The following is a 14,471-nucleotide window of genomic DNA, read 5'->3' on the forward strand; positions in this document are numbered from 1 at the left end:
CCTCCTGGCAGCCATGCATGACTCTAGACGACTCCGCCCGCCGGACGATCCTCCTGGCTTCGTGCCTCGTGCTGGCACCGCCGGCCTCCGCCGTGGAGCGTTACGTCGGCACGGCCTACCGGACCGGGGCCCGGACGCCCCTCTACCGCGAGGTGCACTTCGTGGACAGCGCGCGCCATGCGGTCCTGTTCGAATGCCTCGATGGCAAGGCCTTCGCCAGGAAGGAGCTCGACATGCGGGGTGGTTCGCCGCAGCCGGACTATTCCTTCGTGGATGCCCGCACGGGCTACGAGGAAGGGGTAGCGCGTGAAGGCGCCACCCGCGTGGCCTATGTACGCCGGCCCGGCAGTCAGCGGGTGGAACGGCCGTTGCCGGATAAGGGCGACGCCGTGATCGATGCCGGCTTCGACACCTACCTGCGCACCCATTGGGACACGGTCGTGCGGCGAGGCGCGACGGTGGCTTTCCTGCTTACCTCGCGCGGTCGATTCATGCCGGTCCATATTTCCGCCGATAAGCCACGCGACGGCGACCGCCAGCTCACCCTGAAGCTGGATGCCTGGTATGCCTTCGTGGCGCCGTCAATCATGGTGACCTACGGCGAAACCGACCGGCGGCTGCGCCGTTACGAAGGACCGGGCAACATCCGCGACGCGCGCGGCAAGCCGATCGCCGTGCGGATCGAGTTTCCACCGTCGGAACGACGGAGCGGGGTCACGGGAGATCCCATCGACGAGGCCTTGAATACACCGCTGGACGGTCACTGCGCGAGTTGAGCGGCAGACAGGATACAAATTCACAAGCCGTGTGCAGGGCGGGATGCTAAATCACCGTATTGGCCTCGCCACTTACCCTCACTCCGGAGTACCACCCATGTCCCACCCCACGCTGGACGCCACCTTCATCGCAAGCCAGAAGCAGCGCTTGCTCGACCTTCGCCAACAGCTGATCGAGGTGGGCGATGCCGCCGGTGACGACGAGCAACGGTGGCAGGCGGCGGCAGGCGGCGAGCCGCAGGACGAAGGGGACGACGGCGACCGTTTCGCGCAGCAAGCCAACGATGAAGCCGTTCTGTCGCACAACGAATCCCGCCTGGTGGCGATCGACCGCGCTCTGGAGAAGATCGACGAAGGCACCTATGGCCTGTCCGACAGCAGCGGCGACCCGATCCCCCGCGAGCGCCTGGAGGCGGTCCCGGAGAGCTGCTACACCGTCGAGGAATCGAGCGACCGCGAACGCGCCGCACGACGCGGCTAAAAAAAGCACGACCGTCCTATCGTGCCCCTCCGGGCCCCCTGAGAATGGCCGAGGACCCCTCAGGAGACAGACCCGTGACCGAATCGAATGAATCAGCGCTCGATCCCAAGCGCCGCAACTTTGTCGTCAATGCGGGCACGCTCGCCGCTGGCACGCTCGTCGGAGCCGGCGCGATGACCGCCTCGGCCCCCGCGACCGCCGCGAACACGTCATCATCCACTGGCAAGAAGGAAAGCTCGATGTCTTTCATCACCACCAAAGACGGCACCCAGATCTATTACAAGGACTGGGGCAAGGGTCAGCCCATCGTCTTCCATCACGGCTGGCCGCTGAGCGCGGACGACTGGGATGCCCAGATGCTGTTCTTCCTCAATGAGGGATTCCGCGTCATCGCGCACGACCGCCGTGGCCATGGCCGCTCCACGCAGACGGCCACCGGCAACGAGATGGACACGTACGCCGCCGACGTCGCCGCCCTCACCGAGCACCTCGACCTCAAGAATGCCGTCCACATCGGCCATTCCACCGGCGGCGGCGAAGTGGCGCGCTATGTCGCCCGTCATGGCAAGGGCCGCGTGGCCAAGGCCGTGCTGGTGAGCGCCGTGCCGCCGATCATGGTCAAGACCCCGTCCAACCCGGGCGGCCTGGACATCTCGGTGTTCGACGGCCTGCGCCAGCAGCTGGCCGCCAACCGTGCGCAGTTCTACCGTGAAGTGCCGATCCCCTTCTACGGCTTCAACCGCCCCGGCGTGAAGACGATCGAAGGCGTGGTCGACAACTGGTGGCGCCAGGGCATGATCGGCGGTGCCAAGGCCCACTACGATTGCATCAAGGCCTTCTCGGAAACCGACTTCACCGAAGACCTCAAGGCGATCGACGTGCCAACCCTCGTCCTGCACGGCGACGACGACCAGATCGTCCCTTACGCCGATGCCGGCGTGCTGTCCGCCAAGCTGCTCAAGCACAGCGAATTGAAGATCTACAAGGGCTACCCGCACGGCATGCTGACCGTGCATGCGGAAGAGCTGAACAAGGACATCCTCGCCTTTATCAAGAAGGCCTGATGTGTGGTTGCCGCAACGGGTTTGGCCGTTGCGGCAATTTCCGCTTCGCTTAGCGCGACATCCCCTGGCCGAGCTGCATGTTCTGCTCCTGGAACGCCTGGAGCATCTGTGATTGCTGCCGATCGAACTGCTGGATCTTCTCGATCGCCTGTTCCGGTTGCGGCGGCGGAGCACTGAGGTCCACCTGGGCCGGGCTCGTCAACGGTCCTGTACCAAGCATGGTCAACGTCAAGGTTTCCTCGTTCAGATGAACGGAGGAAAGATTACCGGCGGTGATCTGGTTCTCGTGGCAAGCGGCTGTGAACTGCAGCAAGCGATCTTCGGACGCCTCGGGGATGCTCCTTTGCAGTTCGTTGTAGAGCTCGTGATGCGGGCTGTCGGGATGCCGTGGGTCGGCGCGGTCGTGGCCTTGGCTGCGGGATGTGGTTTCAAGCTCCCTATCAGGCTCTTCGTGCTCAGCTTCCCGTGTTGCACCGAATGCCGGGACGCCGCGCGACACCGACGGCGTCACGACCTGTTGAAGGTCTGCGACGAACGCCTGCGCCTGCACGTTTCTCAGTGTGGCCTCGTCCGGTAGGCCTGTGACCGGCATGTCATGCATTGACTGGAAACGCGCTACCGCGGTCTGCGTGGGTGCATCGTATGTCCCATGCACCACGAGCGGATCGCCCTTCATATCCGCCACGCCCAGCGTGTTCAGGTTCTCTTGGAGGGCGCGGATGCGCTCGGCATTCGGGTGCGCGACGGTCGCTGCCTGCAAGGCGTCCGTAGACCACTCTGGCGGGGCTTGATCGATGGTGGGCATAAGTGGCGTCGCTGACTTGGCCTCGGGCGCCAAGGATTGATAGACCGCCATCGCATCGTCGGGCTGTTCGTTCTGCAAGTAGGGCGCGTCCGGTTGCCCGATCGAACGTAATTCGGTCTCCACCGCGTGACGCACGGCGGCAAGTGTGGCGGGGCCTGCTATGCCGTCCGCGCTCAACTCATGATCGCGCTGGAATGCTTGAATCGCCGTTTGAGTCGTCGGGCCGAAGTCTCCATCGGGGTGCACGGCACGCCCGCGCGCGTCCGTGAATCCCAACCGGGCAAGGTCTGTTTGCAAAGCGCGTACATCGTCGCCATGCATGCCTTGACGAAGCGTTCTGTCCTCACTTCCATGGATCCGGCCGACGGTAGTCGGCCCCACGTGCAACAGCGGCTCCAGATTGCCGTTGCGCTGCACGGCAAGGTCCACGGACCTGTCATCGTGCACGGTCCGGCTGATGTCGTCGCGGGAAAGCTGCGACCATTGCCCGCCAATGTAAGCGATAGCCCGACCATCGGCGTTCCACTGCACGAAGTCGGAGCCCGAGGCGAAGAACCCGGAGGTCGCTCGGTGATCACCTATGGCGGTAGGTGAACCTTTGCTGTGTTCGCCACCCCGCTCCAACGCATCGATGAAATCGATGGCGTTGCGCGGCTCCAGGAACAGGTTCTTGATGGTCGTGTAATGAGCCGCGAGGTCGGGGCGTGTCGGGTCGTCGCCCGTGGCCGTCGGTTTGATCAGGGGGTCTTTCAGGACTTCCTGCCATGCGGCGTGCAGAGGATTGTCTGGGCTGATCTGCTGCAGCCGTGTGTAGACAGCAGCAGCGCCGAGAGCGATGTCGCGTCCATGTCGCATGGACGCCGAGAATGCCTTATCCGACCTGGACATAAGGTCATCAAGGGACTGGATCGTCGCCACCGAATGGCCGCCATCCTCCATGGCAAGGAGCACTTTGCCAGCAATGCGTTCGTTCTGATTGAACCCCTTGGCTACGATCGCCGCCATTTCAATCCGCTCGGTACTCGACGCCTGCTGATAAGCCTGCGTCAAGGCAAGATCAGACAGAGCCTCATTGTAAATTCGATCAACCTGAGCCATGTCTCTCTGGTGGACGAAATCCTTTCCGCCGTCCGACATCAGGAACGTGTCGAGACCGTTCTTTACGTGTGGATCGAGAGGACGATTTCCCTGCTTATTGATCGTCCTTCCATTACGCGATAAATCGTCGACAATCTTCCTTCGCTGAACATCAGTAAGTGATGCTCCGGAATGCTCCGCTGCCCAACGTTGGTATGCAATGACCATGGCGTTAGCCGTCTCACGATTATCCTGGCCGAGATCCTTCTGAAGCGTGCCGATGGTTAACCCGCTATTTTCCACAGGATATATTTTTCCGTCCCGGTATTTTCCAGCAAATGACAATCGGTTAGAAACGTCCCTGCCTACGAAATTTCCCTCCGACCCGACACCCACCACGAAATATGTAAGGGCCTTCAACTGACCCACATCAAGGTCTCTCCGTTCCCTCATAGCAAGTTCTCCTAAATGTGTATTGAACGTCCTTCATCACAGAAGACGAAGTTGTTCGGCTAAAAACGTGTTCGCATCCTTGATGCCACTTCCCTCAGCCTTGTCGATGACTCCTTTGACATCTGCCTCGTCGACGACATGCAAGTGGGGCGCGCGACCCACCGGCGCCAGATCATCTTCACGGAGGCGGAAGACATACTTACCTCCAGTGATTAACATCGTGCCGTCGCGCAGTTCCAACCCTGTTCCGATGAGTGATGACCATGTCCTACCCGAGCAAGTTGAAGAGGCCGGATCTCCGAACAGAAGGACCTTACGCCAGATAACCGTTCTCCCGTCGTCCGCTATCCTTTGGCTGACGTGCAAACGAGGACGACACGGTATTGCCCTGTCGAATCTCAGTGAGCTCACGTTGAGTTGCACAGTGTTACCGATGGCGCCCCCTGGACGCGGATCTTTAAAGTAGAACGCGATTTCGTCACTGCTTGCATGAGCGACCCCATTTGAATCCACAAATGAATCGTTATATTCCCCAGGCTTCTGGACTGTGATGTCCTGGACCTCGCCAGAAAAAAAGTCCATGGCTCTCGCCTGACCCCGCACGGGAGACAGAAGCACCCAAACGGTCCACCGTCCCTTCGAATGCTCAACGAACATGTTCTCGGGCCAGGTCTCCTCGCCGTCACCAAGTTCGCGCTCGGCGATTCCGTTGTTCGGCCAGATAGGTCGCTCCATGTGCACCTTGGCCTTACGGGTCGACAGCCGATCCTGTATCGATACGGAAAAAGGAATATCCTCATCTGCACCGAGATGCCGATATTTCCCGAGTACCACGATTCCTTCCTTTTGCTTTCTTAGGTTCGATGCATCTTTATCCACCCATGCAGAGTACGCACCCAAAGCCCCCGGGACCAAAATTTCAACATCGGATTCGATGAAGCCATCGATCACCCGCAACTTCACTAAATGAAGTACACCTTGGGACATCGATCGTTGGGAATGCGTGTCCAATTGAAGCAAGACAAACAGCGAGTCGCGCTCACGTAAGCAATGCGTTGCACGTCCTTCGTAGAATAGTTCGGGAATACTCGGTTTCTTTAACCAATTCAAACCGCCCTTATGCGCGGGAGTCCATTCTACGTATGGACGTCTATTTAATCCGTCCTCATCTCCCACGGAACCCACCGAGCAGACACCACCCTGGACGTGGATCGTGAGATAACGTGGAGAGATTGGCGTTGCCAACGTGTTTATTGCTGGTGCCACCGCGAAAATTGCGGCTATGACCAGATACCGAGCTTTCATGGCTTCGTGTCCTTGAAATTGATCACTCACTTGCCCCCGGAGATTCCCGTCAGATTTTTCACGCCGCTTCCGCCATTTGGCCGAGTGCAGCGCGTGCCCTACGACTGGTTGTCGCCACAACTTTTGTTCGCTTTTCCATCGGAGCGACTCTCTTTAGGTTGAGTTCGCGCATTTCGATCCGTGGCAGCAACCGCGCCGTAAATCGCTTGTCCTCGTAGTACTTGATCTTTTCGCACTTGACCGGATGCGCGATGCCTTCGTAGAGGATCACCTCCTTGTCCGGCCCCATCGCCTTTAGCTCCTGCGGAAGCATTAATGCCCGGCGTTCGTCGGATCGGCTGCGTGATACGTCCCTGCCCTTCGACACGCTCTCCTTGGACACCGTCGTATAGCCGAGCATGTCCGAATAGTCGTTCGCGTCTTGCTGCTCGCGCGGCGCGAAGATGATCTGCAAGGCATGGTTGGTGATGATCGTCCGCGAGATGTCCTTGCCGTAGGTCGCATCCAGCTGCGCCATGCTCTGGATGATGGGCAATAGGCGAAGGTTGTACCCCGCCATGTACGACACGGAATGGGCCAGGATGTCGACCTTGCCAATGGCGGTGAACTCGTCCATCAACAGCAGGCATTGGTACTTGAGTTCGGGATTGGTCTGCGGCAGTTCCCTCGTGTTGACGTTGATCAGCTGGCTGAAGAACAGGTTGACGATCAGGCGGCTCTCGGCCAGCTTGTTCGGCTGAATGCCGATGTAGATGGTCATCTTCTTCTTGCGCACGTCCGTGAGCAGGAAGTCGTTGCAACTCGTGGCCGCGTCCAGCACCGGATTGATCCATGCATTCAGCGGTTCCTTGAAACTGCCCATGATCGAGGCGAAGGTCTCATCGGCCTGCGACAGCAGGTTGGCGAAGGCGGTCTTCGCGTCCTTGCTGAGGTGTGGCCACGCCGTCAGGCGTTGCAGATATTCACGCAAGTTGCCGCCGTCACCGGTCGATAACCGGTAGACCTCGCCCAACGTCGGGAAGGGTTTGACGCCCGACGGGACATCGAGGGTCATTTCCTGATCGAAGTTCTCGAAGAGGTAAAGCGTGAAGGCGATGAAGGCGTTGCGCGCCTGGCTGCTCCAGAACCGCTGATCGCCGCTCCCGTCGGGATATAGCATGGCCGCGATCGATTGGATGTCCGAGATGCGAAACGCCGGGTCGGGCGACACGTAGCTCAACGGGTTCCAGCGGTGCGTCCGCCGGTCTTCGGCGAACGGATTGAACAGGAAGATTTGCTGGTCCTGCGATTTCCGCCAGCCGCTGGTCAGGTCGAAGTTCTCCTGCTTGATGTCGAGAACGACGATGGAGCCCTGGTACTCGAGGAGGTTGGGGATGACCACACCCACGCCTTTCCCCGATCGGGTCGGTGCCGCGAGGATCACGAACTGCTGGCCGCTGAGCCGGATCAGCTTCTTGCCGAACTTCCCGACCACGATGCCATCGGGCGATTCCTTGAGCAGGCCCTGCTTCTCCAGGTCGCGTCGCGTGGCGAAGCGGGCGTCGCCGTGCAGCGTCGGAGCACGTGAAGAACGCAGCAGCGGCACGAGACATCCGACCCACGCCAATGCTGGCAACCCAAAACCCGCCATTCCTGCCGCCTTGATCTTCCACGCATACGGTGCGTACTGCGGATAGACCAAGGCGCTGTGGTAATCCCACCACGTTCGCCACGTCAGCGGCATGTCGACGCCGAGCAGCATGAGGATCAATTGACCCGAGAGGTACAGGCCGCCACCGAAGGCCGCCAGGAACATCGCCGCCGCAAAGACGGTCTTCGTCGATCCATTCACGCCAGGCTCTCCGTGCCCATTTTGAGGTGCGCAGTCTAGCCACTTTTCGGTGGCGCAACACAAGGGTGAGGAAAGTTCTCACTCGATCGTTTCAATCGCGATGCCAACCCATCCCCAGCGCGGCTTTACTCACTCACAGCACGCGTCTGCTCCCAACAGATCCGCGCATGCGCCTGTGCCGTGCACTGCACACCCATGTGCGTCAACGCACCAATCGCTTCGAGCGAGAGCGCCAGTTGCGCGCAATGTTGTCTGTAGGCGCCATCGGAGAATGGTCGCCATTTTTACTTGAGCAACGCCCACCACTGCGACAGGCTGACCACGGCCGTCGCCACCATCACCAGTCCGAGGATGGTCCACGCGTCACTCAGTTGATTCCCGGGTGAGCAGTACGATCCCGGCGCGAACATGGCCGCCGCCATGCCCGTGTAATGCATGCCGGTCACCGCCACCGCCATGACCAGCGCGGCACCCAGACGCAATGCCACGTGGGTCCAGTGTCGGCTGGTGCGCAACCAGGTCATGATCAACAAGGCCGCACCGCTGGCACCCAGCGCGATCGCCGCGGAAGCCCAGAACAGGAGTGGCCGGTATTCGATGCCGGGCAACATGCGCATGGCGTACATGCCACCGTAGTGCATCAGGCAGACGCCGGTGGCCATCAGCACCGACGCGATCAGCCAGGTCAGCAGGCGCACGCCATCGCGGATCACATAGAAGCCGATCGCGCTCACCACCACCGCGACCAACCAGGAGGCCACGGTGATCGGCAGGTCGAAGGTCACCGGCACCCCGAGTGTCAGCGCCGCCATACCCATGAAATGCATGGCCCATACGCCGGTACCGAAGGCGAAGGCACCGGCGACGATCCAGCGCGTCTTCTCCTCCGGTACGGCGGCGCGCACGCGGGCCGTCATTTCGATGCCACAGTAACCGGTGAGGGTGGCGATCACGAACGAGTACGCCACCATGACCATGTCGTAGTGCTGTTCCATGGGAGTTCCTATGTGACGGTCAGGTGCGTGCGAAGGTGAAGAAGGCGACGTTGTCGGCAAGGCCATCGGCTTGTTCGAGCATATGGCGGCTGGCGGAGCTGGCCTGCCGCAGCAGCGACTCATGGGCCTGCATGGCCTGGTCGATCTGGTTGAGCGACACACTGGCCTTGCCTACGCCATCGGACTGCAGAGCGCTGGCGCGGGCGATGTGACCGACCACATCGGTGAGTTCGCGCACGCTATGCACGATCCTCGCCAGCGTGTCGCCGGAACTGTTCGCCAGTTGGGCACCGTCGCTCACCTTGTCGCGGCTGTCGGCGATCAGCTGCTTGATCTCACCCGCCGCCGCGGTACAACGCTGGGCAAGGTTGCGCACCTCGCCAGCGACGACCGCGAAACCGCGCCCATGCTCGCCGGCACGCGCGGCTTCCACGGCAGCGTTCAGGGCAAGCAGGCGGGTCTGGAAGGCGATCGCGTCGATGAGGCCGACGATGTCGGCGATGCGGTCACTCGAATCGCCGATCGCGCTCATCGCCTGTTGCATCTGCGCGACGACGTCGCCGCCGTCCTCCGCGCATTTTCGAGCCTCGGCGGCCAGCCGGTCGGCATGACGGGCATGCTCCGCGGTCTGCACCACCAGGGTGGACATCGTCTCCATGCCCGTGGCCGTGTCGCGCAAGCCGGCCGCATCCTCTATCAGCTGGCGAGCCAGGACCTCGTTATCCGACACCATCTGCACCGCGGCGACGTTCACCGCACCCGCACCATCGCGAACCTTGCGGATCACGCCAGCGAGACGCTCGTCCATGTCGCGGAAGGCGGCACGGAGTTCACCGATTTCATCGGAATAGAGCGCGGGGATGCGGTTGTCCAGGCATCCGTCGGCGACCGTGCGGGCCAGGGCCAGGGCGTCCCGGATGCGCACGGTGACCGAGCGGACGAAGATGCCGTCGAAGATCACGGAAAGCAGGAGACCCGCCAATACCGTGCCGAGTTCGGCATTGCGGATGTCGCGTCCTTCGGCGGCTTGCTCCTGGGCCAGTGCGTCGAGCGAATGCCTCGCCGTTACGAATGACGCACCGCCGTGCTCCGCTTCCAGCCGGGCCAGCAGTTCGCTGGCGTGCCGATAGACCTCGCCGGTATTGGCGTTGGCCCGGTCGATGCCGTAGAGGCCGACCAGGCCGGTCACCACCAGGAATGTCAGTACCAGCCCAAGCCGCAACCCCATGCGGACCTTGATCGTATAGCGAGCCATCGGAGCTTCCCCGCTCGTTGAGACTTCGGTCGTTATCGGCCGTGGGGAGACGGACTTTAGGACCTGTTTCGCATTTCTCGACGCAGCTGCTTATACCTGCCGAATTCACACACGGATTCTCATGGGCGCGCTTCCAGCACGATGTTGAACGGCATCCCGGCGTCGGTGTGTACCGCCTTGCATTGACATGGATCAATCACCTCCCGATCCACGCGTCTACGCTCTTCGAAGGAATCTTCCTCGACGGCAAACGGTGCGGGAGTCGACATGCCAGTCCAATCGGGCGCTTCCATCGGCGGTGACGACGGCCGCCATGTCCGTTTTCGATACCTGTTGTCGCGTTGTCGCGGCCGGCCACGCCTGCCGATGGCGATCGTCCACCCGTGCGACGCCCTCTCCCTGGAGGGCGCACTCGATGCCGCATCGTGCGGCCTGATCGAACCATGGCTGTTCGGTCCCGAGGAGCGCATCCGGCGCCTCGCGGAAACCATCGGCAAGGGACTCGAAGGTGTCATCCTCCACGATGCACCCGACAGGATGGAAGCCGCACGAGCGGCCGTGAGGGCGTGCAGGCGCGGAGATGTCCATGGATTGATGAAGGGCGATATCCATACCGCCGAGCTGCTGCGGGTGCTGCTGGACCGGGAGCATGGACTTCGCATCGGCGGACGCTTGTCGCATGCCTTCGCCATCGACACACCGGCATATTCGCATCCGCTGATCGTGAGCGATGGCGTCATCCACCTGCGGCCCGGCCTGGAGGAAAAACGCCAGATCTGCCAGAACGCCATCACGCTGGCGAAGGCCATCGGCATCGAGCATCGGCGCGTGGCGATACTCGCCGCCGTGGAGACGGTCCACGAGACAATGACGGCAACGATGCATGCCGCCGCCTTGTCCAAGATGGCCGAGCGTGGGCAGATCCTGGACGCCGATGTCGAGGGTCCGCTTGCCCTGGATAACGCCATCAGCCATGCCGCGGCGTCGGTGAAGCACCTGGACCCGCACGTAAGCGGCCGGGCGAACATCCTCATCGCACCCGACCTGGAATCGGGAAACATCCTCACCAAGGCCCTCGTGCTCCTCGCGGATGGCATCGCCGCGGGCGTGGTCCTCGGTGCGTCGGTTCCGATCGCCCTCACGAGCCGCGCGGATACTTCCACGGCGCGCGTGGCGTCCGCGGCGCTGGCCGTTCTCCTGTCCGGCTGAATCCCACCCTTCGAGCCTATGGCCGCGCCTCCAGCACGATGTTGAACGGCGTCTCGGCAGCGCGACGGAAACGACGAAAGCCACCTGCATCGACGATCACCTTTCGCAAGCGCGCCTCGCCCGCCTGGGCCCCCAGAGCCGGTCCATGCCTGGCGAGCGACACCGGCACGCAGATCATCGATGACGCCGCGTAATACACACGACCGACAGGGTTGAGGTTATCCGTCGTGCTGTCGCCAGCGAAAGGCTCCACGACCATGCACGTGCCATCGTCTTTCAATGCGCCTTTCGCGTGCCGGGCCGCACCATCGGGGTCGGCCATGTCGTGCAGGCAATCGAAGAAGGTGATGAGGTCGAAGTCGCGTCCCTGGTAGCCCGAGGCATCGGCTTGCTCGAACGACGCATTGACGATACCGGCCTCCTTCGCGCGCTCGCGGGCGACATCGATCGACGGTGCGTGATAGTCGTAGCCCACGAAGTGCGATGCGGGGAAGGCTTTCGCCATCAACACCGTGCTTGCGCCGTGTCCGCAACCGATGTCGGCCACCTTGCCACCGCGCCCGAGCTTGTCGACGACACCCTCCAATGCCGGTAGCCAGGTGCCCAGCAAGTGGGAGTGGTATCCGGCACGGAAGAACCGTTCGGTGCCATGGAAGAGGCAAGGGTGATGTTCGCCCCACTCCATGCCGGCGCCACTACGGAAGTTGTCACGCACGCGCGGGTAGGTGTGGAACAGTGCGAGGGCGATTTCATAGGCACCGGAAAGATCGACCGGGCCGGCCGGGTCGGCCAGGCACGCGGCCTGTTCTTCGTTGAGCTGGTATTTGCCTGACGCGGCGTCGTAGTCGACATAGCCGCCGGCCGCCTGATTGCCCAACCATTCGCGCACATAGCGTTCATGGGTGCCTGTACGTGCGGCCAGTTCGGCGGGGGTCAGGGCGTCGCTGGCAAGTGCCTTGTACAAGCCCAGTTCGTCGCCGAGCAGGACGAGCACCGCGCTGAATGCGGCACCAAGGTCGCCGACCGCCTTGCCAAGAAAGGCATTGAGTTTTTCTTCGTTGATGGACATGGGTACGCGCTCCGAAGCCAGGGAGAATCGGTGCGGCGAAGGGTCGACGGTCCCGGCCAGCCGCTAGCGCCGGAACCGGCGACGTCGTCCTGCCGGCGGCATGCCTCCGCAAGGACCAGGGCATGGCGGGCTTGGAGGGGTCACGTTCTGCCCACCGCCGGTGAATGCGTCATCGGCGCATCGTTCGGAACGATGGCGGGCACGGGCCATGATGGGTGAAGTATAACGCCGGCTGTCGCTCCACCGCGCGGCGCCCACACCGTCCAAAAGGACTATAGGGCGATCGCTCCCAGGGCCTGGACCGGCGAATCGTGCCGGAAAGCGGCCCGCATCTGCCTGGCATCACGTTTCGGCGGGATCCCGAACATCCGCGCGTATTCACGGCTGAATTGCGATGGGCTTTCATAGCCCACCTGGAAGCATGCCGTCTCGACGTTGAATGCGGTCGAGATCATCAACCTGCGCGCCTCCAGTAAACGGAGCTGCTTCTGATACTGGAGCGGCGTCATCGATGTCAGCGCCTTGAACTGGCGATGGAACGCCGAGGGGCTCATCTGCGCGATCGCGGCCAGTTCCTCGATCCGGATCGCCTCGGTAAAGCGCGTCCGCAAAGTGTGCATGGCGTTTATCACCCGCTGCGACGGGCCGTTCGCGAGCGTCATCCGGGCAACGTCTCCGCCGTGAGGTCCGGTCAGGAGCCAATAACAAGTCTCGCGCATGACGACGGGGTAAAGCGTTGGGATCGCCTGGGGCGTATCGAGCAGACGGACGAGGCGCAACGCGCAATCGGCTAGCGGACCCTGGAAATCCGTGACGAAGACGCCGCGCCCGGGCTCTCCGCTTGCCCGTGGTGGTGCATCGAGCCCCTCCGCGACGCTTCGCACGATCGCGAGATCGAGTTCGAACGCCAGAACAAGGCAGGGTTCACCCGGACTGGCTTCGACGACGCGGCCGATCGATGGCGTCTCCACACCGATGACCAGCGCCTGCCCTGCCCGGTACTCGAGCCGGTTGCCGCCGAACATTCCCCACTTGGCACCTTGGGCCACGATGCACATGGCCGGCCGGGAAAGCATGTGGGACGGCGGCTTCGGATGATCCGACCGCATGATCGCCATGCCCTCGACCGCCGTCATGAACGGGCTCTCCCCGGGACGGCTTTCCGTGTAACGCAGGAGCGCTTCCACCAACGGGTCGGACATGTGCGGCTACTCTCATGCTGCATGCCATGGAGAGGCTAATCCTCCAAGCAGGAATAGGCAAGAAAAAGGAGGGTTTCGGCATTCAGTGCAGCGGCCCACCGCGCCAGAATGACGCAAATTCCCCCGTGCCGGCGCGCACGCCCCTCCAAGAGAAATCAAGCCATGTCAAACAGTAAGATCGCCATCGTGACCGGCGGCAGCCGTGGCATCGGTCGCCAAACCGTCCTCTCCCTCGCCAAGCGCGGGGTCCGTTCGATATTCACCTACAACGCCAATCGTGCAGAAGCCGAAAGCGTGGTCGCGCTTGCCGCGGACGCGGGAGTGCGGGCTATCGCCCTGCAGCTGGACGTGGGCAGGGTCGATGCGTTCGATCGCTTCGCGACGCACGTTCGTGACGCATTGGCAAGCCTCGACGCCGAGCGTTTCGATTACCTCGTCAACAACGCCGGCACGTCGTCAGGCGCCGGCCTGGAAACGATTACCGAGGCGGAAATGGATGCGCTGTACAACGTCCACTTCAAGGGAGTCCTGTTCCTGGTACAGAAGCTGCTGCCACTCATGAACGACGGCGGCCGTATCGTGAACATTTCTTCGGGACTGGCCCGCTTCGCCATGCCCAACCGTATCGGATACGGTTCCATCAAGGCCGCCGTCGAAACGCTGAGCCGTTACATGGCGCTGGAACTGGGGCCGCGCCGCATCGCCGTCAATGTCGTGGCACCGGGCGCGATCGCCACCGACTTCAGCGGAGGCATCGTCCGCGACAATCCCCAGGTCAACAAGGCCGTCGCCGAGCACACGGCGCTTGGGCGGGTGGGCGTCCCCGAAGATGTCGGCCCGGTGATCGCGTCGCTTCTTTCCGATGAATTCGGATGGGTCAACGCGCAGCGGATCGAGGTGGCGGGGGGTATGCATATATAGGCCTACTTGAAGCTTTGGATATACTCCG

11 protein-coding genes and 1 pseudogene are annotated in these 14,471 nt (G+C 62.2%); 5 read left to right on the forward strand and 7 right to left on the reverse strand.

Annotated elements, in window-relative coordinates; all coding sequences use genetic code 11:
• The first annotated feature begins 17 nt into the window (after positions 1-17).
• The 3 genes from J2T07_RS02680 (at position 18) to J2T07_RS02690 (ending at position 2,321) form a co-directional block, all read left to right on the forward strand.
• Positions 18-776 carry a hypothetical protein gene (locus tag J2T07_RS02680; protein ID WP_306847025.1) on the forward strand — a complete coding sequence of 253 codons (759 nt, stop codon included), beginning with the start codon at positions 18-20 and terminating at the stop codon, positions 774-776.
• A gap of 97 nt (positions 777-873) precedes the next feature.
• A complete protein-coding gene (locus J2T07_RS02685; RefSeq protein WP_306847026.1) occupies positions 874-1,257 on the forward strand; it encodes a TraR/DksA family transcriptional regulator in 384 nt (127 codons plus the stop codon).
• Between the two features lie 239 nt (positions 1,258-1,496).
• Entirely contained in the window at positions 1,497-2,321 is an 825-nt protein-coding gene (locus J2T07_RS02690; RefSeq protein ID WP_306847936.1) for an alpha/beta fold hydrolase, read from the forward strand.
• A gap of 49 nt (positions 2,322-2,370) precedes the next feature.
• On the opposite strand, the gene J2T07_RS02695 is transcribed toward J2T07_RS02690, so the two are convergent.
• The 5 genes and pseudogenes from J2T07_RS02695 to J2T07_RS02715 all read right to left on the reverse strand — a co-directional run bounded on the left by J2T07_RS02695 (position 2,371) and on the right by J2T07_RS02715 (position 10,042).
• Positions 2,371-4,632, reverse strand: a complete 2,262-nt coding sequence (locus J2T07_RS02695) for a peptidoglycan-binding domain-containing protein (RefSeq protein ID WP_306847027.1) — start codon at positions 4,630-4,632, stop codon at positions 2,371-2,373.
• 60 nt (positions 4,633-4,692) lie between these two features.
• Positions 4,693-5,961: a hypothetical protein gene (locus J2T07_RS02700; protein WP_306847028.1), complete on the reverse strand. Its 1,269-nt coding sequence runs from the start codon at positions 5,959-5,961 to the stop codon at positions 4,693-4,695.
• Between the two features lie 151 nt (positions 5,962-6,112).
• A pseudogene (locus tag J2T07_RS02705) lies at positions 6,113-7,756 on the reverse strand (type IV secretory system conjugative DNA transfer family protein); the annotation flags it as partial.
• Between the two features lie 320 nt (positions 7,757-8,076).
• Positions 8,077-8,787: an MHYT domain-containing protein gene (locus tag J2T07_RS02710; RefSeq protein ID WP_306847029.1), complete on the reverse strand. Its 711-nt coding sequence runs from the start codon at positions 8,785-8,787 to the stop codon at positions 8,077-8,079.
• 19 nt (positions 8,788-8,806) lie between these two features.
• A complete protein-coding gene (locus J2T07_RS02715; protein ID WP_306847030.1) occupies positions 8,807-10,042 on the reverse strand; it encodes a methyl-accepting chemotaxis protein in 1,236 nt (411 codons plus the stop codon).
• Positions 10,043-10,309: 267 nt separating this feature from the next.
• On the opposite strand from J2T07_RS02715, the gene J2T07_RS02720 reads away from it, so the two are divergent.
• The gene (locus J2T07_RS02720; RefSeq protein ID WP_306847031.1) at positions 10,310-11,251 is read left to right on the forward strand and encodes a bifunctional enoyl-CoA hydratase/phosphate acetyltransferase; all 942 of its coding nucleotides are present in this window, start codon (positions 10,310-10,312) and stop codon (positions 11,249-11,251) included.
• Between the two features lie 16 nt (positions 11,252-11,267).
• Here J2T07_RS02720 and J2T07_RS02725 read toward each other — a convergent pair whose 3' ends face one another.
• Both J2T07_RS02725 and J2T07_RS02730 read right to left on the reverse strand, forming a co-directional pair.
• Positions 11,268-12,320 carry a class I SAM-dependent methyltransferase gene (locus tag J2T07_RS02725; protein WP_306847032.1) on the reverse strand — a complete coding sequence of 351 codons (1,053 nt, stop codon included), beginning with the start codon at positions 12,318-12,320 and terminating at the stop codon, positions 11,268-11,270.
• 272 nt (positions 12,321-12,592) lie between these two features.
• Positions 12,593-13,522 carry an AraC family transcriptional regulator gene (locus J2T07_RS02730; protein ID WP_306847033.1) on the reverse strand — a complete coding sequence of 310 codons (930 nt, stop codon included), beginning with the start codon at positions 13,520-13,522 and terminating at the stop codon, positions 12,593-12,595.
• A 162-nt stretch (positions 13,523-13,684) separates the two neighbouring features.
• Between J2T07_RS02730 and J2T07_RS02735 the strand changes: the two genes are divergently transcribed.
• A complete protein-coding gene (locus J2T07_RS02735; RefSeq protein ID WP_306847034.1) occupies positions 13,685-14,443 on the forward strand; it encodes an SDR family NAD(P)-dependent oxidoreductase in 759 nt (252 codons plus the stop codon).
• The last annotated feature ends 28 nt before the right edge of the window (positions 14,444-14,471 follow it).

The sequence above is a fragment of the Luteibacter jiangsuensis genome, from assembly GCF_030812295.1.
Classification (GTDB): Bacteria; Pseudomonadota; Gammaproteobacteria; order Xanthomonadales; family Rhodanobacteraceae; genus Luteibacter; species Luteibacter jiangsuensis_A.

Bases quoted from the DNA above. Each gene is read 5' to 3' on its own strand.
- J2T07_RS02680 (WP_306847025.1), top strand. From the start codon at position 18: ATGACTCTAGACGACTCCGCCCGCCGGACGATCCTCCTGGCTTCGTGC.
- J2T07_RS02685 (WP_306847026.1), top strand. From the start codon at position 874: ATGTCCCACCCCACGCTGGACGCCACCTTCATCGCAAGCCAGAAGCAG.
- J2T07_RS02690 (WP_306847936.1), top strand. From the start codon at position 1,497: ATGTCTTTCATCACCACCAAAGACGGCACCCAGATCTATTACAAGGAC.
- J2T07_RS02700 (WP_306847028.1), bottom strand. From the start codon at position 5,961: ATGAAAGCTCGGTATCTGGTCATAGCCGCAATTTTCGCGGTGGCACCA.
- J2T07_RS02710 (WP_306847029.1), bottom strand. From the start codon at position 8,787: ATGGAACAGCACTACGACATGGTCATGGTGGCGTACTCGTTCGTGATC.
- J2T07_RS02715 (WP_306847030.1), bottom strand. From the start codon at position 10,042: ATGGCTCGCTATACGATCAAGGTCCGCATGGGGTTGCGGCTTGGGCTG.
- J2T07_RS02720 (WP_306847031.1), top strand. From the start codon at position 10,310: ATGCCAGTCCAATCGGGCGCTTCCATCGGCGGTGACGACGGCCGCCAT.
- J2T07_RS02725 (WP_306847032.1), bottom strand. From the start codon at position 12,320: ATGTCCATCAACGAAGAAAAACTCAATGCCTTTCTTGGCAAGGCGGTC.
- J2T07_RS02730 (WP_306847033.1), bottom strand. From the start codon at position 13,522: ATGTCCGACCCGTTGGTGGAAGCGCTCCTGCGTTACACGGAAAGCCGT.
- J2T07_RS02735 (WP_306847034.1), top strand. From the start codon at position 13,685: ATGTCAAACAGTAAGATCGCCATCGTGACCGGCGGCAGCCGTGGCATC.